This window comes from Nostoc sp. PCC 7107 (assembly GCF_000316625.1).
Taxonomy (GTDB): Bacteria; Cyanobacteriota; Cyanobacteriia; order Cyanobacteriales; family Nostocaceae; genus Nostoc_B.
Genome location: NC_019676.1, coordinates 5361251 through 5382967, shown reverse-complemented (window position 1 = coordinate 5382967; position 21717 = coordinate 5361251). Strand labels below are relative to the sequence as shown.

At 40.0% G+C, this 21717-nt stretch carries 21 protein-coding genes and 2 pseudogenes; 13 read left to right on the top strand and 10 right to left on the bottom strand.

The genetic code is table 11. The features are described 5' to 3' along the window. Positions 1-119 precede the first annotated feature (119 nt). The gene (gene trpC / locus NOS7107_RS23050; RefSeq protein WP_015115345.1) at positions 120-977 is read left to right on the top strand and encodes an indole-3-glycerol phosphate synthase TrpC; all 858 of its coding nucleotides are present in this window, start codon (positions 120-122) and stop codon (positions 975-977) included. A 227-nt stretch (positions 978-1204) separates the two neighbouring features. Beyond that, positions 1205-1903 carry an HAD family hydrolase gene (locus NOS7107_RS23045; RefSeq protein WP_015115344.1) on the top strand — a complete coding sequence of 233 codons (699 nt, stop codon included), beginning with the start codon at positions 1205-1207 and terminating at the stop codon, positions 1901-1903. A gap of 60 nt (positions 1904-1963) precedes the next feature. Here the strand turns inward: NOS7107_RS23045 and NOS7107_RS23040 are convergent, their stop codons facing one another. After that, positions 1964-2590: a CPP1-like family protein gene (locus NOS7107_RS23040; RefSeq protein WP_015115343.1), complete on the bottom strand. Its 627-nt coding sequence runs from the start codon at positions 2588-2590 to the stop codon at positions 1964-1966. Positions 2591-3151: 561 nt separating this feature from the next. Here NOS7107_RS23040 and NOS7107_RS23035 point away from each other — a divergent pair. Further along, on the top strand, positions 3152-3871 hold the full coding sequence (locus tag NOS7107_RS23035; RefSeq protein WP_015115342.1) for a response regulator transcription factor: 720 nt from the start codon (positions 3152-3154) through the stop codon (positions 3869-3871). A gap of 179 nt (positions 3872-4050) precedes the next feature. Here the strand turns inward: NOS7107_RS23035 and NOS7107_RS23030 are convergent, their stop codons facing one another. The 3 genes from NOS7107_RS23030 to NOS7107_RS23020 all read right to left on the bottom strand — a co-directional run bounded on the left by NOS7107_RS23030 (position 4051) and on the right by NOS7107_RS23020 (position 5788). Further along, positions 4051-4248, bottom strand: coding sequence for a DUF2811 domain-containing protein (locus NOS7107_RS23030; RefSeq protein ID WP_015115341.1), 198 nt, complete (start codon positions 4246-4248; stop codon positions 4051-4053). Between the two features lie 597 nt (positions 4249-4845). Continuing rightward, positions 4846-5496: a bifunctional phosphoribosyl-AMP cyclohydrolase/phosphoribosyl-ATP diphosphatase HisIE gene (gene hisIE, locus NOS7107_RS23025; protein ID WP_015115340.1), complete on the bottom strand. Its 651-nt coding sequence runs from the start codon at positions 5494-5496 to the stop codon at positions 4846-4848. 97 nt (positions 5497-5593) lie between these two features. Next, entirely contained in the window at positions 5594-5788 is a 195-nt protein-coding gene (locus tag NOS7107_RS23020; RefSeq protein WP_015115339.1) for a ChaB family protein, read from the bottom strand. Between the two features lie 111 nt (positions 5789-5899). Here NOS7107_RS23020 and hemL point away from each other — a divergent pair, with 111 nt between their 5' ends. The 3 genes from hemL (at position 5900) to NOS7107_RS23005 (ending at position 10342) form a co-directional block, all read left to right on the top strand. Then, positions 5900-7198: a glutamate-1-semialdehyde 2,1-aminomutase gene (hemL, locus tag NOS7107_RS23015; protein ID WP_015115338.1), complete on the top strand. Its 1299-nt coding sequence runs from the start codon at positions 5900-5902 to the stop codon at positions 7196-7198. A 334-nt stretch (positions 7199-7532) separates the two neighbouring features. Then, on the top strand, positions 7533-9152 hold the full coding sequence (locus NOS7107_RS23010; RefSeq protein ID WP_015115337.1) for a serine/threonine-protein kinase: 1620 nt from the start codon (positions 7533-7535) through the stop codon (positions 9150-9152). Between the two features lie 422 nt (positions 9153-9574). Next, the gene (locus tag NOS7107_RS23005) at positions 9575-10342 is read left to right on the top strand and encodes an FHA domain-containing protein (RefSeq protein ID WP_015115336.1); all 768 of its coding nucleotides are present in this window, start codon (positions 9575-9577) and stop codon (positions 10340-10342) included. 134 nt (positions 10343-10476) lie between these two features. On the opposite strand, the gene recA is transcribed toward NOS7107_RS23005, so the two are convergent. Next, complete coding sequence (recA, locus tag NOS7107_RS23000) at positions 10477-11547, bottom strand: recombinase RecA (RefSeq protein ID WP_015115335.1); 1071 nt, start codon at positions 11545-11547, stop codon at positions 10477-10479. A gap of 404 nt (positions 11548-11951) precedes the next feature. On the opposite strand from recA, the gene xseA reads away from it, so the two are divergent. The 5 genes and pseudogenes from xseA (at position 11952) to ruvA (ending at position 15144) form a co-directional block, all read left to right on the top strand. Then, the gene (gene xseA, locus NOS7107_RS22995; protein WP_015115334.1) at positions 11952-13211 is read left to right on the top strand and encodes an exodeoxyribonuclease VII large subunit; all 1260 of its coding nucleotides are present in this window, start codon (positions 11952-11954) and stop codon (positions 13209-13211) included. Next, positions 13198-13431: an exodeoxyribonuclease VII small subunit gene (xseB, locus tag NOS7107_RS22990; RefSeq protein WP_015115333.1), complete on the top strand. Its 234-nt coding sequence runs from the start codon at positions 13198-13200 to the stop codon at positions 13429-13431. Before xseA ends, xseB begins: the two co-directional genes overlap by 14 nt. A 232-nt stretch (positions 13432-13663) precedes the next feature. Continuing rightward, positions 13664-13798: pseudogene (locus NOS7107_RS28790) on the top strand (HAD family hydrolase); the annotation flags it as partial. Between the two features lie 106 nt (positions 13799-13904). Continuing rightward, positions 13905-14512: pseudogene (locus NOS7107_RS22980) on the top strand (sucrose-phosphate phosphatase); the annotation flags it as partial. After that, positions 14509-15144: a Holliday junction branch migration protein RuvA gene (ruvA, locus tag NOS7107_RS22975; protein WP_015115332.1), complete on the top strand. Its 636-nt coding sequence runs from the start codon at positions 14509-14511 to the stop codon at positions 15142-15144. The pseudogene NOS7107_RS22980 and the gene ruvA, both read left to right, overlap by 4 nt. Here the strand turns inward: ruvA and NOS7107_RS22970 are convergent. Further along, positions 15138-15848, bottom strand: a complete 711-nt coding sequence (locus tag NOS7107_RS22970) for an HAD family phosphatase (RefSeq protein ID WP_015115331.1) — start codon at positions 15846-15848, stop codon at positions 15138-15140. The two genes, ruvA and NOS7107_RS22970, sit on opposite strands and share 7 nt — an antisense overlap. Positions 15849-16039: 191 nt before the next feature. Between NOS7107_RS22970 and NOS7107_RS22965 the strand changes: the two genes are divergently transcribed. Further along, complete coding sequence (locus NOS7107_RS22965; RefSeq protein ID WP_015115330.1) at positions 16040-16810, top strand: glucosamine-6-phosphate deaminase; 771 nt, start codon at positions 16040-16042, stop codon at positions 16808-16810. Positions 16811-16835: 25 nt separating this feature from the next. On the opposite strand, the gene NOS7107_RS22960 is transcribed toward NOS7107_RS22965, so the two are convergent. The 4 genes from NOS7107_RS22960 to NOS7107_RS22945 form a co-directional block, all read right to left on the bottom strand. Further along, the gene (locus NOS7107_RS22960) at positions 16836-17042 is read right to left on the bottom strand and encodes a hypothetical protein (protein WP_015115329.1); all 207 of its coding nucleotides are present in this window, start codon (positions 17040-17042) and stop codon (positions 16836-16838) included. Between the two features lie 106 nt (positions 17043-17148). Further along, positions 17149-17349, bottom strand: a complete 201-nt coding sequence (locus tag NOS7107_RS22955) for a hypothetical protein (RefSeq protein ID WP_015115328.1) — start codon at positions 17347-17349, stop codon at positions 17149-17151. A gap of 301 nt (positions 17350-17650) precedes the next feature. Further along, positions 17651-17974, bottom strand: a complete 324-nt coding sequence (locus tag NOS7107_RS22950; protein WP_015115327.1) for a hypothetical protein — start codon at positions 17972-17974, stop codon at positions 17651-17653. 408 nt (positions 17975-18382) lie between these two features. Beyond that, entirely contained in the window at positions 18383-19273 is an 891-nt protein-coding gene (locus NOS7107_RS22945) for a hypothetical protein (protein WP_015115326.1), read from the bottom strand. A gap of 572 nt (positions 19274-19845) precedes the next feature. On the opposite strand from NOS7107_RS22945, the gene NOS7107_RS22940 reads away from it, so the two are divergent. Next, positions 19846-21660 (top strand): PAS domain S-box protein, encoded by a 1815-nt coding sequence (locus NOS7107_RS22940; RefSeq protein ID WP_015115325.1) that lies wholly within the window; start codon positions 19846-19848, stop codon positions 21658-21660. The last annotated feature ends 57 nt before the right edge of the window (positions 21661-21717 follow it).

Genomic DNA, 21717 nt, shown 5'->3' with positions numbered 1-21717 from the left:
TCACAAAGTATTGATGATATTTTCATTCCTCCACTAAAAGTTTTGGTGTAACTGGAACTTGACCGAGGGGAATGCTTCATAGTTTCTGATTTAGTTCATCTGCCAATTTTTTGCAACTTATGATTTATCCGATGACTACTGTGAATTCTCATCTCCAACCGATGTTAAGAGAAATTGTGTGGCAGAAAAAGCAAGAAGTAGCACAGATTCAACAACACATGTCTTTAGCTTCTTTGCAACGTCAGTTAACAGCTGCGCCAACAGTACGAGATTTCTTAACAGCTTTACAACAAAGTCCTCATAATCCTAGTCTGATTGCAGAAATTCAAAAAGCATCACCTGGTTATGGCATGATTCGTGCAGACTTTGATGCTATTGCGATCGCCAAAGCATATCAACGTGCTGGTGCTGCTTGTATTTCTGTTTTCACTGAAAGAACATTTTTTCAAGGTAGTTTTGAAAGTCTGCGGATAATTCGCCACAAAGTATCAGTACCACTGCTTTGCAAAGAGTTTATTATTGATCCCTGCCAAATTTATTTAGCACGAGCCGCAGGTGCAGATGCAGTTCTACTAATAGCCGCAATTCTTACAGATAGGCAACTGCAAGATTTTCAACGCATAATTCATTATTTAGGGATGAATGCCTTAATAGAAGTACATACCCTAGCAGAACTTGATCGGGTATTGCAGTTAGATGATGTTCGGTTGATTGGGATTAATAACCAGAGTTTAGTAGATTTTACCGTGGATATCGGCACAACTCAAAGACTACTAGCAGCCAGGCGATCGCAAATCCAAAACTTAGGTGCGATCGTCGTGAGTGAATCAGGATTGTACACCCATACTGATTTATCCCTTATGGCTGAAGCCGGTACCAACGCCGTTTTAATCGGAGAATCTTTAATCAAAGAAACAGATATAGAACAAGCTGTACGCCGTTTGCTGAATATTGATTCTTCAACGTTCAAAGACTAGTACAGGTCGGCGTAAATAAACAGACCATCTGGAATTGCTAAAAGGCTTGTGGTATCACTATTCTTTCTTTTTCCTTTTGACTTTTTACTTTTGCCTTGTTGTACTAGTAAATTAAACAGAAGTTGGGTTATGCAATGCTTAACCCAACTTACACTACTCTAGTGATTGATGACTATTGATACACAAGTAAGTTAATCTTAAGAAAAATTAACACTAAAATTCCGCCGATGCTAAGACTATTTACCGACTTCGACGGCCCTATTGTTGATGTTTCTGAACGGTACTATCGTGTTTATCAATATTGTTTAGAAAAAACTCAACGTCCAGGACAAGCGGTACAACAACTGAATAAAGCTGAATTTTGGCAACAGAAGCGATCGCGCATTCCCGAAAAACAAATTGCCTTAAATTCTGGCCTTGATGAAGCGCAAGCACAAGAATTTTCTCAACTACGGCGGAAAACAGTACATACAGAATCTTATTTTGAGTATGACACCCTAGTACCTGGTGCTGTAGATGCACTGTTACGAATTCAAGCAGCGGGAATTGACTTAGCTGTCATGACCATGAGGCGAGTTAGGGAATTAGACTTTGCCTTCCAAAAATTTGATTTAGGTAAATTTTTCCCAGAAAATCGCTGTTATTGCCTAAGTAACGATTATGTTAAGACTCGTGACATTGAAGATAAGCCATTATTAATGGCAAAAGCATTACAAGAACTATCACCCGTTAATGATACATGGATGGTAGGAGATACAGAAGCCGATATTACTGCGGCTAAAACCCACAACATTAAAGTTATAGCTGTAGAGTCTGGTATCCGCGATCGCACTCAACTAGAACTTTACCACCCCGACTTAATTGTTCCCGATTTAAGTTCAGCAGTGGCTCTCATCTTAGAAAAGAGTACTCTAACTCTCAGATAGTAAAAAATGGGTAACAGACACAATCATCTGCTACCCATAATCCATTCAAAACTTTATATATTAGCGCAGAAAGCTACTAATTAACCACAATAATATAAACGTGAACACCGTAGAAAATTGCTCAGTATTCAGCCCAAACAAACTTATTTGTGGTGAAAGCCCGCTTGCAACCAATCCACCAATAATTAAGCCTAGTATCAGACCAATCAGCGTTAGCAAAACGGCTCTACCAAACTTACCTTCTTTACGATTGAGAAAGTAAACACTAATACCGACCCCAACCACTAACACCAACTGTAAAACTTGATCACCCGTGGCAGGATAAAAAATACCAATAGCACTCAAACCCAAATACCAAGCACCTGGTAACAGTACATCTGCCGTTGTTGGCTGATCTAATATTCTTTGTAGCCATGCAGGCGACTGTTCACGAGGAGTGGAAACTTCTTTAGGAGGAAATTGCACTCGTAGTTCTGGAAACCGGATTCGCTCAGGTACTTTGATTTTGCCTTCCTGACGCATCCGTAACCGATCCATTAAAATCGCGTCATAAGAAGCTTCAATGAGTTCCAGACTCTTAGCATCGCCACTGTGTTGCTCCAATAGGCGATTGCGAGCATCCTGAATTTCATCAAAGCTTGCATCTTCGGACACCCCAAGTTTGTCGTAGGGATTTTGATCGCTCATGGGAGTTTACACTTCAACCTTAGTCAGCGGCGGTATTTGGCTTTTTGGAAAACAACTTTAGGTTTTGCCTAGATTTAAACAAATGTTGCAAGCAACTTATATGCTCTACCAGGAATAGTAGCACGGGTAAGTTAAACTGACCCAGGAAATTTAACTATAGCAACTTTAACATATTGCTAGAACTCAGTGTATCCCCTCATGTCGTTGACCAGTGAGAGCTTTACTCTAGAATTTGAACCAAGACTTCTTAAAACTTATTTTTTTATGAAAAAATTAATTTTTATGTTTCAAATTTGGCAATTTACCGTGCCTTGAGGCAATTTAGATGAACTAGCTTCACAATCACTAGTGGTATCGATATGCTTATCGATATTAAAATTGAAAAGCTTTAAATTACCACGTAATTGGGAGTAGGAAATTTTCCTAAGTTACAGAACTGCCATGACTAGCGATTAAAGTACCAGCATCTCAAGTGCGGGTAACACTAGCAAAGGTTATGTAACAATCCCAAATACGCAATTCTCCTGTTAATCTTATGAATTTTTGTGCAAAGTGATGGTCATGGCTCCTGCCAAGATTCTTGTAGTTGATGACGACCCTGCGGTTCGCAACTTAATCCAACGCTTTTTGATTAAGCAGAACTATCAGGTGGAGGCGGCTGAGGATGGTAAAACAGCCTTAGCGCTATTCGAGCAATTTAACCCTGACTTGGTAATTTTAGACGTAAATTTACCAGACGTTATTGGGTTCAACCTCTGCCAAGAGATGCAAAGTCGCAATGGTGTGTTTGTTCTCATGCTCACTAGCCGTGCGGATGAAGCTGACAAGATTCGCGGCTTTGCTAAAGGTGCTGATGACTATCTCACCAAGCCATTTGGTCTAGGAGAGTTAGAAGTCAGAGTTGCTGCTATTTTGCGACGACAGCGGGTGGTGACAACAGCAGAGCAAAAACGCCTAGTTTTTGAAAAACTGATGATCGATCCCGTCCGTCGGGAAGTGACATTGAACAACCTACCAGTACCTCTAACAGCCTTGGAATTTGACTTGTTACATTTTTTAGCCAGCCATCCTGGGCGGGTTTGGCGACGAGCCGAACTAATTCAAGAGGTTTGGGACTATGAATATGTTGGCGACCAACGGGTTGTAGATGTACATATCGGTCAAATTCGGAAGAAAATTGAAGTTGATGCCAGCCAACCAGCATTAATTCAGACTGTACGTGGTGTAGGTTATAAGTTTGAATGTCCTACTCATTCTCCGCAATTAGAAACCAACCCTTGAATTAATTATTTCATAATTAAGACTAAGTCAGGGCGAACAAATGTTCGCCCTGACTATTATGTATTCTGTTTTTACCTAAGTCCTGATTAGTATAGCGATCGCCAAGACAGTTAAGATATCAGGAAATTTCAACAAGCGCAAAAGACTTTAAACTCTGTCCCCTATCACCTACTACATAACTAGCAGTTATGGAATAAAGTTTCTAAATAAACACGAGCAGCACGGCGATCGCTATCTCCATTTTGGAGTAAAAACAGTGACAATGCTGCTGTTAGCACACGAGTTTGATCCCAATCAGGGTGAGTTTCTAAATAGCTTTTGAGGGATTCATGGAGTGTTTCGGGAATTTCCGTAAAAATGCTCACCGTTGCGTTCATGAGATTTTCCTTCTCTGAGGTCGATCAAGCGAATTTGCTGGCACTCTTGAAGCAAAGAATGGAAATTGCCGCTTCTTTCACCTCCAAACATCTCAGGAATGTTTTGAGTTCCCCAGATAACTTGGGCTAGAAAAAAGTGCCAGTCGCATCATTGTGCTTCAAGAGGGGGTGGGTTTGTCAATGCTGCGAAATGTTAAAACCACTTCTTCAAAAAATAAATCTTGACGCAATCATCAGAGTTAGGGTTAAGTTTTTGTTACATAACTTCACAGAAACTCAGTTACTGAACTAAGCGATAACTTTGAAGTAAAAATCCCCAGTAACATCGCAAGTGCTGATCATCTCGTGGAGTGTCTGTGGAAAACTACTAAAATGCCTGTGGAAACCCTGTGGAATCAGTGAGGAAAATTTCAGCGAATGATAAGAATTACAAAAAATTTGAAGTTTGAAGTCAGAATTAGTAGGGGCAAACGGCCGTTCGCCCCTATTTTTATTCTCTACAGACCATCTGGAATTGCTAAAAGACTTGTGGTATCACTATTCTTTCTTTTTCCTTTTTCCTTTTTCCTTTTTCCTTTTGACTTTTGCCTTGTTGTGCTACCGTCTGCGTTCTTGCAATTTTCGGTATACAGCCTTTAAATCAACTTGATGATGAGCTAAGGCAACCAAGGTGTGATAAAGTAAATCTGCCACCTCGCCTGTAATAGACTCTGGCTCATCATCCTTAAAAGCCATCACTACCTCAGCGGATTCTTCCCCAATTTTTTTCAAAATCTTATTATCGCCACCTGCAAATAACTTGCAAGTATAAGAACTATCGGTGGGATTGTCACGGCGATCGCAGATCACCTGAAACACCTGAGATAATGTGTCTGCTGGTGGTGGCGTAATTTTGCCATCTACCTGATGAAAACAACTGCGCTCACCAGTATGGCAGGCAACATCTCCAATTTGCTCCACACCAATTAACAAAGCATCACTATCGCAGTCATAACGGATACTCTGAATTTTTTGAATGTGTCCCGAAGTTCCGCCCTTATGCCATAACTCTTGCCGGGAACGGCTCCAAAACCAAGTTTCCCCAGATTCCAAAGTCTTTTGTAACGACTCCCGATTCATCCACGCCATCATCAACACTGTGCCATCTAAATAGTCCTGCACAATCGCCGCTACCAAACCCCGTTCATCGTAGCGAATTTTTTCAACGGGAATAGCGTGACGCAATGAATCTGATTCGGTAGGAAACATACCAGCTTACTTGACTCTAACAACAATGATTAATGGATTCACGATACCATTCTCAATATGACAGCTGGTATGTTTTATGAAAATGAAAATTTATTATTTAGCCTGAAACAACAACATTTCTGTCCATTGCAGACTGCATTCTAACTGCACTTAACGCCACTTGGTGAGCCTTCGATGCTTCACCATACCAATGGAGAGCCGAGTTAAAAGCTGCACGGTAAAGCTCTTGGTATGCCTCAGATAACCGAGTCCTGATTTCTAGAGGCAAGTCATCATTGGACTTGTACAACATGGTTGTTATTTTCCTGGTTCAGCTAATTCCTATACGATAGAAATTCTGCACAGTATTTAACCCTATCCTAAGATAGAGCTTTTTTTGTTTGTCATTTTTTAGGAGACAGCCTTGGTAAACACCACAATTAAAACCACAAAATCACAAGAAATTTTCGCCGCAGCCCAGAACCTCATGCCAGGAGGAGTCAGTTCTCCTGTCAGAGCATTTAAATCTGTCGGCGGACAACCCATAGTTTTTGACCGTGTTAAAGGCGCATACATTTGGGATGTTGATAGCAACCAATACATAGACTATGTAGGCACTTGGGGGCCAGCAATTTGCGGTCATGCTCATCCAGAAGTCATCTCAGCACTCCACGAAGCTTTAGAAAAAGGTACTAGTTTTGGAGCGCCTTCAGTTCTCGAAAACGTCCTTGCAGAGATGGTTATTGATGCTGTTCCTAGCATCGAAATGGTCAGATTTGTAAACTCTGGGACAGAAGCTTGTATGGCTGTTTTGCGGCTGATGCGGGCTTTTACCAACCGTGAGAAAATCATCAAATTTGAAGGCTGCTACCACGGACATGCTGATATGTTCTTGGTAAAAGCGGGTTCGGGTGTGGCAACACTTGGTTTACCCGACTCCCCAGGAGTACCGAAATCCGCAACTAGCAGTACCCTAACGGCTCCTTTCAATGACTTGGAAGCAGTCAAAGCCTTATTTGCAGAAAACCGTGACCAAATTGCTGGTGTAATTCTAGAGCCAGTTGTGGGTAATGCTGGGTTTATTCCTCCCGATGCTGGCTTTTTAGAAGGACTCAGGGAACTAACCCATGAACATGGGGCTTTATTAGTGTTTGATGAAGTCATGACAGGTTTTCGGATTGCATACGGTGGCGCTCAAGAAAAATTTGGCATTACTCCCGATTTGACAACACTCGGTAAAGTCATTGGTGGTGGTTTGCCAGTAGGAGCCTACGGCGGACGGCGAGAGATTATGTCCATGATTGCTCCCGCCGGCCCTGTGTATCAAGCAGGAACTCTTTCCGGAAATCCTTTGGCAATGACTGCTGGTATTAAAACCCTGGAATTGCTACAAAAACCTGGAACTTATGAGTATCTTGACCGAATTACTCAAAAGCTATCAGACGGTTTACTGCGAATTGCCAAAGAAACTGGCCATGCAGCTTGCGGGGGCCATATTAGCGCCATGTTTGGCTTATTTTTCACCTCTGGGCCTGTTCATAACTACGAAGATGCCAAAAAGTCAGATACCGCCAAATTTGGACGCTTTCATCGCGGAATGTTAGAACGTGGCGTTTATTTAGCACCTTCTCAGTTTGAGGCTGGGTTTACTTCTTTGGCTCATACTGAAGAAGATATTGAGCAGACTCTAGCAGTTGCACGGGAAGTAATGTCTAGTCTTTAAGTGCTGAGTGCTGAGTGCTGAGTGTTGAAAGTAACTTTATTAGCGCCGCAGGCGCTTTCTGAACTCAACACTCAGCACTACTTGCGTGACTGTAAAAATACGTAGAAATTTTATCTAAAAATAACTTATTACACAAATAGCTTGATAACTACTGACGATCGCGCCTCACATCAGCTATCTTGTTGTGATGATCGCTTAGGTAAACAAGTCAAACTTTAGGAACTCTTCAAAGGATTTCCAGCATAAATTACCTGCCAAGAGTTGATTTTCGTTTAAATAATTAAACTAGAGCGTAATGCTCCTAGCCATTCTTCGCGCAGCGAGTTGACAGTGCATGAGCTACTGCTTAAATCCAACCTGTCCCAATCCAGAAAATGTAGTGTACAGCCAAAGGTGTCAGTCATGTGGCTCGCGCCTACTGCTACGCGATCGCTATCGGGTGAGTAAACCGTTAGGTCAAGGTGGCTTTGGAGCAACCTTCTTAGCTCAGGATGAAGCTTTACCTGGAGAACCGAGTTGTGTCATCAAGCAACTACGCCCATCAGGAAACGCACCACATGTTTTGCAAATGGCGCGAGAACTCTTTGAAAGAGAAGCTAGAACCCTAGGTAAAATCGGCAACCATCCGCAAGTACCAAGACTACTTGACTATTTTGAAGAACAGGAACAATTCTATCTAGTTCAGGAATATATTAGCGGTGCAACCTTACAGCAGGAAATCAAAGCTAATGGAGTTTTGAGCGAAGCAGGCGTTAAACAATTTTTGAGCGAGATTTTACCTTTACTGCAATACATTCATGAGCAAAAGGTAATTCACCGAGATATCAAACCAGCCAACTTAATTCGCCGTAGTCAAGATGCCAGAATGGTGTTAATTGACTTTGGTGCTGTGAAAAACCAAGTTACTCAAGCTGCGCCTAACCAATCAGGACAGACCGCCTTAACTGCCTATGCAATTGGTACTCCTGGTTTTGCACCGCCAGAACAAATGGCGATGCGTCCAGTCTACGCGAGTGATATCTACGCTTTAGGAGTCACCTGTATCTATTTACTCACTAGCAAAACTCCTAAAGACTTAGATTACAATCCCACAACCGGTGAAATGATGTGGGAACAGTTGGTGTATGTGAGTGATCACTTGACTGGTGTATTGCGAAAAATGTTAGATGTTTCTGTTCGCAATCGTTACCAATCAGCAACAGATGTTCTCAGAGCGTTAGAGATGGAGCCTTACTTAGATAGTTTGGCTAAAAGCTTACTAGTACAATCTGACACTAGTACTAAAGAAAAAACATCGCAGCGTGGAGACAACTCTGCTATTTTATGCAGCAATCCTGCTGCTGTAGGAGCTACGAATACAGGAGTAGCTCAAGTAGCAGCAGCTATTCGGGCTAGACGAGCCAAAATTGCCGAGGCTGCGGGTTCAGATCAGGGTGGAATGCGACCAGGCGCTGTGGGTAAACCAGGAATGTTGTCTAACAGCAATAGTAATAGTGCAAACACTCAACACTCCAAAGCTGGACGTAAATTAGACAGCCAAACTTTATTAACAGCCTATCTCAAGGGAAGAAGAGATTTTGCCTTACATAATTTAAACTTCCTGAATCTCCAAGGTAGTGAATTGTCAGAAACCAATTTCCATTCGGCTCAACTGCAAAGCACTAATCTTCAAGGAGCAAATCTTCACAACAGTGATTTTGGTAGGGCTAGTCTCACTCGCGCCAATCTCAGAGATGCTAATTTAAGCAAAGCTTATTTTAACCATGCTGATTTAGAAGGAGCAGACCTGCGGGGAGCAGATCTTAGTTATGCTCATCTGAGCAATGCTAATCTTCGAGGTGCTAATTTGTGTGGTGCTAATCTAACTGGGGCCAAAATTTTAGATGAGCAACTAGCACTAGCAAAAACTAATTGGATGACGGTACGCCCCAATGGTAAACGTGGCTTGCTCTAATTCAATAGTGAAAAATTACAGATTTTTGTCAATTTTAAAAAGTAAATATTCGACTCTAATAGTTTGAATTAATCAAGAGCAGAATTAAGTAGTAATACTCTCTACTTAATTTTGGCTTTCGTATTCACCCGGAAATTTATACTGTCAATTTAATCTTTCTAAGATTACTTAAGAAATGCTTAAATTATTCTTAATAATTAGCATCTGTTAAAATTAGACTACAGTAATTTACAATATAAAACAAAGTTACGCAATATTTTTTTAAAATTCAAGTTGTACGATATTCATACTAAGTATCAATATCTAGGCAGGAATTCTTAGTAAAAATCGTCAAACTTAATTGTCTTGAGTTGCGAAATTTTAAAATAGCAACAAGGACTAAACAGGCAGTTGTTCCTGATTGTAGGCTGAGAAAAAAGTTCATGACCGACATCAGCAAATCACATTTATTTACACTCAAAACTTCAGCCAAAATTGCTGATTTTCAGAGTAAAGAAATAGAACGGAAGTTAAGTTTATATCAAGTATTTGTCAAATTGTACGAACACCACAGTGGACTTCTAGAAGACATTCTTCAGATGGAAGACCTATCATTGTCGGGTGTGGCAGGTTTAAACTCAAGTTATGTGCAGGGTGTAGTAAATGATGGTGAGATTTACTTAGTCACTAACTTGGGAGATAATCAAACCCAAACTTTAGTGCAACCACAGCAAATTTGGATAATCGGACGCGATCGCCACTGTGGGATATGTATAGGTGATAAATACCTGTCTCGTCGCCATGCTGCTATCCAATATATAGATCAAGAGGATGAACCAGGTTTTTACTTAGTCGATTTTAAAAGTACCAATGGTTCCTTTGTGAATGGAGAACGTGTCTATCAGCGAATTAGACTTAAAGAAGGCGATCGCATTCGCATCGGTAATCTTACTTTTAACTTTTTCTACAACCGTAACCATCGCATCTTACCAACAGTAGCGATGGAGTTACTCATGCAGCTTTCATCTCGCAATGGCTGTAATCTAGAAGATACATTAAGTTATTTCGCACCAGAAATCCCAGATCAAGCTATTCCATTTACCAAAAATTTTAGTTTAGACCATCAAAATGGCCATGATGGCTTTACCAAAGAACAAAAGTCAGATATTTTAGACCGATTTTTCAACCAAGTTACAACTTCTCTACTATGAAGACAGCAGTGAACAGTAATTATTTGTAACTGTTCACTGCTCAATAAGCTAAGAAAGATCTAAATTACACCAGAACTTTGTGCTGTGTCATTTGTATTGACAAAGGACAAGGGACAAATGACAAACCCGCTTACTTATTCTTCCTCTTCGTATTCATCTTCCTCCTCTTCACTGACTTTAGCTACAGAATTAGCAGAAACCACAGCCCCCATATCAAGTTTTTGGCGTACCTGCTGTTTAATTTGTTCAACAAATTCTGGTTTTTCTTCTAGGTATTTAATCGCGTTATCTCGACCTTGAGAAATGTTATCACCGTTGTAGCTATACCAAGCGCCCTTGCGGGTTAAAACGCCTGTTTCTTCGGCTATATCGACCAAACAACCTAAAACAGAAATTCCCTTGCCAAAAATAATGTCAAATTCCGCGATTCTAAAAGGTGGTGCTACTTTGTTTTTAGCAACTTTCACCTTAACGCGGTTGCCAAATTCTTCTGTGCCTTTTTTCAAAGTTTGAATCCGGCGAATATCCAAACGCACAGAAGCATAAAATTTTAAGGCATTACCACCAGTTGTGGTTTCTGGACTACCGTAGGTAACACCGATTTTTTGCCGTAACTGGTTGATGAAAATTACTGTACAACCAGATTTACCAATATTCCCAGTAATTTTACGGAGAGCTTGGCTCATCAACCTGGCTTGTAAACCTACATGAGTATCACCCATATCCCCTTCAATTTCCGCACGGGGAACTAATGCTGCTACTGAGTCGATAACTACAATGTCAACAGCGGACGAACGCACCAATTGATCAACAATTTCTAAAGCAGATTCTCCTGTGTCAGGCTGGGAAACCAGCAAATTTTCGATATCTACACCCAAAGCTGCCGCATAAGTAGGGTCTAGGGCGTGTTCCGCATCCACAAAGGCCGCAATACCACCTAGTCTTTGGACTTCAGCGAGGGCATGTAGCGCTACTGTTGTTTTACCAGAACTTTCTGGGCCATAAATCTCAATTACCCGTCCTTTAGGTAAACCGCCACCCAAGGCCAAATCTAAAGTGAGCGCCCCAGTGGAAATTGTCTCCACCCGCATCCGGGTTGCATCGCCCAAACGCATAATAGCTCCTTTCCCGAAGCTGCGCTCAATCTGGTTTAGTACCATAGTCAGGGCTTTTTGCTTGCCGGAATTGTCAGTGTTGGTAGCCATTACTGCCTCTATCTATATATATGGATTTATGGAGTGTTAGGTTTGGAGGTGAAGTAGAACAGATATACTATTTTAGCCAGAAAATGCGGAAATAGAATTTCTTAGAGAAATAAACGTGACAACATCGTAACGCGATCGCTACTAGATGTGACTAGTACAACATAACCTTAGTAGAGTTTTGGTTGCTAGTTATCCCAAACACCTCCGTACCAATATAAATATATGGTTCTATCACAACCCGGTTATACAGAGATTTTTATTAAAAAGCTAAACTAAAGAATAGGGTTGGCGATTTCTTGCCTTGTTTGTGATATGAGATTTCTGGCATCAGTCTTCACTCTGGCTATATGGAGGTAGAAAAAAGACGTTATGTTGATTTTAAGTGCAGAGTGGGTTGAAGCAAAATGAATTTCGATTTTCCAGATACTGCCCTCTCCGTAGCAGGTATCACCAACTACATTCAATCTTTATTAGAAGAAGATAAAATACTAAGGCAAGTTTGGGTAACAGGAGAAGTATCTAGCGCTAATCACCATCGGAGTGGTTTATTTTTGACACTTCAAGATCCAGATGGGACAGCAGCTATTAAGTGTGTAGCCTGGAATAGCCAAGTAGCAAAGCTAATACAAATACCTACGGTAGGCGAACAAATAATTATTTTGGGGAGTATCCGCCTGTATCCCCAAAGGGGAGAATATCAGTTAACGGTTTGGCAAGCTATACCTGCGGGTGTGGGCTTACAAGCACTGCGCTATCAACAATTACGTAACCGCTTGCTATCGGAAGGGTTATTTGATCAGCAAAGAAAGCGGCCACTTCCTCCTCATCCCCAAACAATCGCAGTTGTGACTTCACCCACCGCTGCGGCTTGGGGTGATATTCAAAAAACCCTCAAACACAGATACCCTGGTTTACAGGTATTATTTTCGCCAGCAACAGTACAGGGCGAACAAGCACCAGACTCTATAGTTAAGGCGATCTCACGAGTAGAAAAAGATGGTCGCGCCGAGGTGCTAATTTTATCGCGGGGTGGTGGTGCGGTTGAAGAATTGGCTTGTTTTAACGATGAGCGAGTTGTTAGGGCTGTGGCGGAGTGTTCTATCCCGGTAATTACTGGGATTGGTCATCAACGAGATGAATCTTTGGTAGATTTAGTTGCCGATGTCTGTGTACATACACCGACGGCAGCGGCAGAATTAGTAGTACCGGCGTTGTCAGAATTGTATGCTCAACATCAGCAGCGAATTGATGCTTTATACGATGCGGTGTATGAGGTGAGGACATCTGCTGAAAATCAACTGCAAACATTACGTAATCGCTTGCAACGTGTCGGGTTAGATAGGCAAGTTAAACAAGAAATGCAAAGGTTACAGTGGAAGCGTCAGCAACTTCTACAAGTCACTAGCAGGCGATCGCAACAAGCTACACAGCACTTAGAAATGTTGCGGCAAAAGTTAGCTACCCTTGACCCGAAAGCCGTGTTAAATAGGGGTTATGCGGTGGTACGTCAAAAAAATGGGGCGATCGCGCGGACTGCAACCCAGTTAACCGTCGGGCAAGAATTGTTGATTCAGTTGGCACAGGGAGAAGTTAAAGTAAAAGTTACGGAAGTGAACGAACCACAGAGGCACAGAGGACACAGAGAGATTAATGGTGAAACGTAAAAGTTCCTCGGATTTTGAAGCGATCGCCAGTGTAAATTACGAGGCGAAGGTAGTGGAAATTGAAAAAATTATCGCCCGGATTGAAGCGGGTGAATTAGGATTGGAAGAAGTATTTGAGCAGTTTGCTACTGCTGTTGAGCATATACGTCAATGTGAAGGCTTCTTGCAACAGCGACAACAGCAAGTAGATTTACTGATTGAAACCCTGAATGATGGATGAGTAGTTTTAGCAAAATTTATCACAACAATATCCCCGACTTTTTCAAGACTTTGGGGATTTGAACTTTTCTGATGCTATTCCTAACCTTCCCGCTATAAGTTGCTGATTTTTAACCTGAAAAGAATTGTCTCGTTAGTAATAATACACAAGAGCGAAAATCTGGTAGAGTAGCTCGGACACGTAAGCTGAGAATCCATTTCCACCAAATTTTCAGGTGTTTAGGTAACTAATCATGAAACCTTTTCTCTTTGTCACTGACTTGGATCACACCCTCGTAGGTAATGACGAAGCTTTAGTAGAACTAAATAACATACTGAGTCAACATCGCCAAAAGTACGGCACAAAAATAGTTTATGCTCTGGGGCGGGGCGATCGCCAGCACTTTACAGCGACAGGACTTACGCACAGGCTAGGGAAAATCGAACCACAGAGACGCAGAGGTCACGGAGAAATGAGAGTTTGAGAGGTGTTTTGCGTAAGTCCTCAGCGAATTGCAAGTTGAAAAAAATCTCATCGAACCAGATGCGCTTGTCTGTTCTGTTGGGACAGAAATTTATCTAAATAACAGCGACAGCCCAGATGTAGATTGGTCAGATATCCTGTCGCCTGGATGGAACCGCGAATTAGTATTTTTCGTAGCTAAGTCTTTTCCAGAATTATCACCACAACCGGATTCTGAACAACGCCATTTAAGGTAAGTTTCTTCGTTAAACAGGAATTTGCAGATAAAATTTTACCACAGATTGAGACAAAACTACAAAAGTATGCTTTAAATATAAAGTTAATCCATAGCAGCGGTATTGACCTCGACATTGTGCCGCGCTCAAGCGATAAAAGTCAGGCAATGCAGTTTCTCCGGCAAAAATGGCAATTTGCAGCAGAAAAAACAGTTGTCTGTGGTGATTCAGGTGATGATATTGCTTTGTTCGCTGTGGGCCATGAACGGGGAATCATAGTCGGTAATGCCAGACTAGAATTACTCCAATGGCATACTGAGTATCCTGCTGACTATCGATACTTAGCACAAGGCTCTTGTGCTGGGGGAATTTTAGAAAGTTTGCAATATTTTGGATTCTTATGATTAGCTATCTCAAAGGTATTATTGCTGGCGTTCAGACAAATAACGGTAATCGCGTCATTCTGACTCTTGAAGTCAATGGTATCGGTTACGATTTGCAAGTTCCGCAACGCTTGGCACAGCAGCTGCCAGAATCAGGAGGGGTGGCGCAAATTTTCACCCATTACCAAATTCGGGAAGAAGTGCCTTTACTCTACGGCTTTGCGTCTCCAGCAGAACGGGATTTATTTCGTCACTTGCTAACAGTTAGTGGGATTGGTGCGGCGTTAGCGATCGCCCTCTTAGACACTTTGGAATTACCTGATTTAGTCCAAGCCATCATTGCCAGTAACACCCAAATCTTAATTCAAGCCCCTGGAGTGGGCAAAAAAACCGCAGAACGCATCTGTTTAGAACTCAAAAGCAAGTTGATTGAGTGGCGCAAATCAGCCGGGTTCTTCGTCGCTACAGGCGGCCCAGCACCAGGGATTTTGGAAGAAGTGCAAATGACTTTATTTGCCTTGGGTTATACAGCCCACGAAGTCAGCCACGCCTTACACGTCGTCAGCGAAGACATTGGACTACCCAAAGATGCCTATGTGGAAGATTGGATTAAACAAGCGATCGCCCACCTCAGCAGTGAACAAGTTCAATAGTTAGTGCTGTTAGCGGTAGCGGGGCGTTCAGCCCGTGCTGATTGCTGAGTTCTGAGTAGTGAATTTAACAATTTCCACAACTGCAAGTCCGTAAAATCTGGAATTGCCATAAATGCGCCAACTGCTTGCAGTACTTGTGGATTATGGGTAGAAGCGATGCCAATGGTAGGAATACCAGCCGCCACAGCAGCACGAATACCCGAAGGAGAATCTTCTAAGGCGATCGCATTCTCTGCGTTAATCTTTAATGTGTTTAAAGCAACTTGATAAGGCGCAGGATCAGGTTTACCAGCGGTGCAATCCTCTGCCAAAATTACTGTATGAAAAACTTCTTTAATCCCTAAAACCTCAAGCATAAATTCTGCATTTAACCTGGGGGCGTTGGTAACTAATGCCCGTTTTAGTTGATGTGTGTCTGTCCAGGCTATGAGTTCAGCAAACCCACTCAACGGTTGCAGTTGTGAAGCCAGTTGACGAAACAGCGCCTCTTTGTCGTCAGCGAATTTTTGCCCTTCTGCTGTTGATAATTGGGGCAAAATATCTTTGACAATTTCAGGGTTCAAACGACCGCTAATCCGAGACTTGTAGAATGTTTCATCAATCTCGATGCTGTAACTTGCCAACATTTGCTGCCAAGCTTGGTAGTGAATCGGGTCAGTGTTAACAATAGTGCCGTCTAAGTCGAAGAGAATGGCATCAAGCATTATTTTTTAACTGTAAATAATTATTAACTTTATTTACATATTTTACCTTGTTTGATTCTCTTTATATTGATTATTTTTGGGCGATGACAACTTCACAACTAAAAATTATTGGTGAAATTTGGGAAATCTATACTGGATGATAGAACTACAAAGTATTCTCGTTTTAGACTTCAAACTTCAAACTTCAAAAAATGGTTGCTGCCAAAAATTTTTTTCGCGTTGATGATTTATCCGTACAGATTTATAATTCTGAAGCAGAAATGGCTATCGATGTTGCACAAATCGTACGCAAATATTTAGAATATGTCCTGAAAAAACAGGAGACAGCAGCTGTTTTATTAGCAACAGGAAATTCCCAACTCAAATTTCTGGATGCGTTAATCAAGTTGGGTGGTGTAGATTGGAGAAAAATTACTTTATTTCATTTAGATGAATATTTAGGAATTACGGCTGATCATCCTGCAAGTTTCCGGCATTATCTCCGCGAACGTGTAGAAAATAAACTTAATCCGCAGCAATTTCATTATATTGAAGGTGATACATTAGAGCCTGTAGCTGAATGCGATCGCTACACACAATTACTCCAAACACAGCCAATAGATTTATGTTGCTTAGGTATTGGCGAAAATGGACACTTAGCTTTTAATGATCCTGCTGTCGCCAATTTTCAAGACCCATACAGTGTCAAGTTAGTAAAATTAGACAAAGTAAATCGCCAACAACAAGTAAATACAGGACACTTCCCTAATATTGACAGTGTGCCGCAGTATGCTTTTACTGTCACTCTCCCATTAATTTGTTCAGCCAAGAAAATTATCTGTCTAGCACCAGAAAAACGTAAAGCCCAGGTAGTAAAACAGATGCTGCAACAAACAATCAGCCGCAATTGTCCAGCTTCTATTTTACGCCATCAATCCCAGGCAACGTTATTTTTGGATACAGATTCTGCTAGTTTATTGTAGAAAAAAAGCCAGGAATCATATCTTTTCATTCCCACTCACTACTCGATAATTTAATACTAGACAAACAAGCCTCAAGATAAGTACAATCCTCACACTTAAGTTCCTGCCCTGGATTAGCACATCCACAAGGGGGATTAATTAAGCATTCACTCAGTTTTTTAGGTATTGAATTATCTTTAAATATTAAATCGGCAGCAGCTTCTTGGAGACATAAAATAACATCTTTTACCATAAAATTTTATTACTCCTAGTAAAAAATTAATTCTGTATTTGCTCTCCGATTTTTGAATTTTATTTAATCGGCTTCAATTGATATTTATGATATATCAATTGCCGTTTCATACTACAGACCATCTTACCCAAGCTGAAACTTGATCCTCGAATACAAACTCTCGTCTCTGAGAATTAGCAGTCTCAGCTACTAGCACTTTCAAAGTTACGATTTGCATATTATGGTTCATAATTTGCTGTCCGTAACCAATAACTTTTCCTAGATGACCTGTTTGTTGATTTAGCACATAATCACCAATGGTGAACATAGTGGCACATTCAAGGTCTATAAATAAATGATTTTTTATAAATTCTCTATGGAGAATTAAATAAAAACCTCATTCTTATAGTATGATTTAATTTATACTACCTAAATATATTTTCTGACTATAGATAGATGTCATACCATTTTGGATTTTAGATGGGGAATTGCTATGTGGGTCTAGGTTTTAGCAATCATTTCTTCAATTGATATCAGTTAGTAAAATCAAAATAATAGTAAAAACCCAATTTTTTGGCTGAATTTCTGCCTAAATTGGGTTTTTGTGCTTTGGTATTAAAAATTCATCCTCATCTGTTAAACGCTAACTCTTTTTTTTGTTTCATGATAGTTAAATACTCACTACGAGTTCCATCTACACGGTAGTGGTCGCAGATACGACAGAGTTTGATAAGATCCAATCGACTAAATACTTTTTGGCGTTCAATTCCGTTGTCGTTTCGCCAGCGCCAAAAAGTTGTCCGGTCAATACGGCGATCGCTCTCAGGCCATCTTCTGCGAGATAAAAAATTCACCAGTTCTGCTTCGTAAAATAAGTAACCTTTCGGTAACTTCAAGAGTTCTTCTCTTAAATCATTGAGCGGGATGAGTGGATCTAGCTCAGATAGTCTCATGCCAGCAAACCCTTATAGTTTCTTGTACGTTCCATTACACAGAACGCCTCTACAACACGGTTTTATCACTTTCTCTTGAGTGGAAATACTGTCAAGTTAAGCCTTCATAGAGTAATCAGAAGTAGGGCAAACTTATAGTTATATATTTATTCTCCCTACCATTGTTTTGACCTGCTTTTCTCAACAAACAGTACAAATTTACGTGATTTAATCAAACACAATAAACTGATTGATATTTAATTGCAACCCTTATGCAACAAATTCGCTCCTAAAAAAACTAATATTTTTGATTTTCAGCTATTTTTAATAACTAAAAAATCTACTTTTGGATAGATGTAAAACTCACATTAGAGCAAAGTTGAGACGATCGCCCTTTGTCTACAGAATTAGTATAGGCGATCGCCAACCTCATACTACATTGACCCAAAAATCGGCTGTGTCAACTTTTCCATTACGTTGGAACTGCATCCAAAGTTTATAAGTTCCCGGCCGAGGAAAGCTAGTGACAAATTGTATTTTTCCATCGGCACTATTTTTGAGAGCATGGGCATGAATATAATCGGAAACTACCAGAGGTGATGAACTTTTCAGAATCACTAAATGCCCTCTTTCGCCTAAATAAGGTTGTAAATCCTTAATTGGCTGATTATTTGCTGCATTTTTGATATCAAAATCTAAAGTTACTTCTTTAGCTGCTGAGATATTTTTATTAGCAAAGTTAAGATTAACTTTAGTATTAGATAAAACCTTGGTTTTTTCAAATTTTTCTAAATTTTTTGGTAGTGGAACTGAGCCAGGTATTTTGACCTGCATCAGTGAAATAGCCTCTTTCTGACCCGATGGTTTATAGTCACTAAACAAGCTATAATCACCAGGACTAGAAAAATTAGTACTGACTTCAAAACGCCCATTACCTTTGTAAGTTGGATGAATATGATCGTAAGTAGCTAGGTCATTTCTAACGACAATTAAGTGCATTAGTTTTTCTTGAAAGATATCAAACTTGTCGATAGATTTACCAGCAGTATCTTGAACATTAATGACTAAACTTACAGGCTGATTTGGTATCAGATTTTTTGGCGTAGTCAGTTTAGCTTGGGTAGTAATTTTTGTATCAGCTTCATGACCAGTATGTTCCATTGAGTGTCCTTGATGATCACTCGACATATTTTGCTGATGATCAGTATGTTGTGACTCACTACCAGATCCCTGTACTTCTCCAGATTTTGGTACCGATGAGCAGCCAGGTGTAATCAATAAGCTAGTTAATACAATAATTCCAGTCAAAAAACGCTTCATTTTGCTTTTATCCTCCAAATAAACCTAGTATTTCAATGAAAATATAGCGTAACTGCTTACAAGATGACTAACCAAGCTGAAGCATATTTGCATCTTTTAACCAAATACTAATAGCCATTTAAATTGACTAACCTAGATCAATTTTGGATAAGCAATAGTTAGTCATTAATATCACAGGCAAAATCGTTATCACAATAAGTTATATTTGTTATCAGAGAGAAAGCCAATTTCAGAATATTTACGGTAACAAGCAACTCGTTTTTGATATAACTTAATGTCAATCAATATTTATTACATTACTTAGTAAAAAATTGCATTATTATGCAGTATGAAGGATATAGGTACTTTGTGGGTGTCTGTACATTGAGGAGGTAAAAAACTCTTTGCCAACCATGACGCTCCAGTAAAGACTTTTACAATAAATAGGTTTTGAGGATGGTGTTTTTAGATAATTTTTTTTTCCTAACCAGTTTATTCCCCACGGACATTGCTATCTCTGGAAGCCGGGATTAGTCTGGCTGCATGTTCTTTCAGATACACTAATTGCAATAGCTTATTATTCAATTCCATTCATGCTGGTGTATTTTGTCCGTAAACGAAAAGATATGCCTTTTGACTGGATATTTTTAATGTTTGGCGCATTTATCATCGCTTGCGGTACAACTCATGTTATGGATGTGTGGACACTGTGGTATCCCATCTATTGGTTATCAGGATTGATTAAAGCAATCACAGCTTTAATCTCAGTAACTACAGCTATACAACTTTTGCCGTTGATACCTCAAGCACTAGCTTTACCTAGCCATGCACAACTAGAAGCAGCAAACTCTCAACTAGCAACAGAAATAGCCGAACGCAAACGTACAGAAGAAATACTCAGAGAAAGTGAAGAACGTTGGCAGTTAGCTTTACGTGGTAATAATGATGGTATTTGGGATTGGAATATCAAAACAAATAAAGTTTTTTTCTCCTCTCGTTGGAAAGAAATGCTTGGTTATGCAGACAATGAAATTGAAAATCACCTCCAAGAAATCTGGGTACGAATCCACCCAGAGGATTTAGATTCTGTAGTAAAAGCGGTTCAAGATCACTTTGCCAAAGTTACATCATTTTATGCGAAAGAATTTCGAGTTCTGTGTAAAAACGGGACATATAAATGGATATTAGATCGGGGTCAAGCTTTGTGGGATGAAGCTGGTAATGTAGTCAGAATGGTAGGTTCCCATACTGATATTACTGAGCGCAAACAAGCAGAAGAAACTTTGAGCGAAATACTCGTGCAACTAGAAATTAAAGTAGAAGAACGCACTGCCGAGTTAAAAAAAATTAACGAATCACTAGAGGCCGAAATCGCCAAACGTAGACAGATAGAAAAGGCATTACGAGATAGTGAAGAGCGATTCCGTACAGCATTTCATCAAGCAGCAGTTGGTATTGCACATGTAGGTTTAGATGGAAGATGGTTATTAGTTAACCAAAGGCTGTGTGATATTGTTGGGTATACAGCCGAGGAATTAGAGTCACGCACTTTTCAAGAAATTACTCACCCCGATGATTTAACTACATCGTTGAAATATGTTGATGAAATATTAATAGGTAATATTCAAACTTATACAATCGAAAAACGTTACTTTCGCAAAGATGGTTCTGTCGTCTGGATTAATCTGACTGTATCGTTAACACACAATATTGCTGGAGAGCCAAATTACTTTATTGCCGTCATTGAAGATATTAGCGATCGCAAACATTCTCAAGCACAAATTCAAGCATCATTACTCGAAAAAGAAGTCTTATTGAAAGAAATTTACCACCGAGTAAAAAATAATTTACAGGTAATTTCTAGTCTGCTCAATTTGCAATCTGAGTATATTAAAGACAAACAAGATATGGCCATTTTTCAACAAAGTCAGCAGCGCATTGCCTCAATGGCTTTGGTTCATGAGAAAATGTATCAATCGCCTGATTTAGCTCGGATTGATTTTGGGGAATATATTCAAGATTTAGTCACCAGTTTATTGAGTTATTACGAAGTTTACGAAAGTGCAATCTCTTTAAGATTCAATGTTGATTGTCATGTATTACTTGGCTTAGATCTAGCAATTCCCTGTGGTTTAATTATTCATGAACTGGTTTCTAACTCTTTAAAATATGGTTTTCCTAATGGTGGAGATGGAGAAATTTTTATTGGAATTACAGAAAAAGTCGCACAGCAATTCACAATCACTGTAAGCGATAATGGTGTGGGTTTACCAGGTGATTTTAATTTTAAGAATACAGCATCTTTGGGTTGGCAATTGGTTGATGCTTTGACTCAACAAATAGCAGGAGATATCAATATTAAAAGTAACCCTGGTGTAGAGTTTGAAATAACATTTCCATTAATATAAGTTGGGTAATCCATATTTAATTAACATACTCACATAGTAGGAGGCAGAAAGAGAATT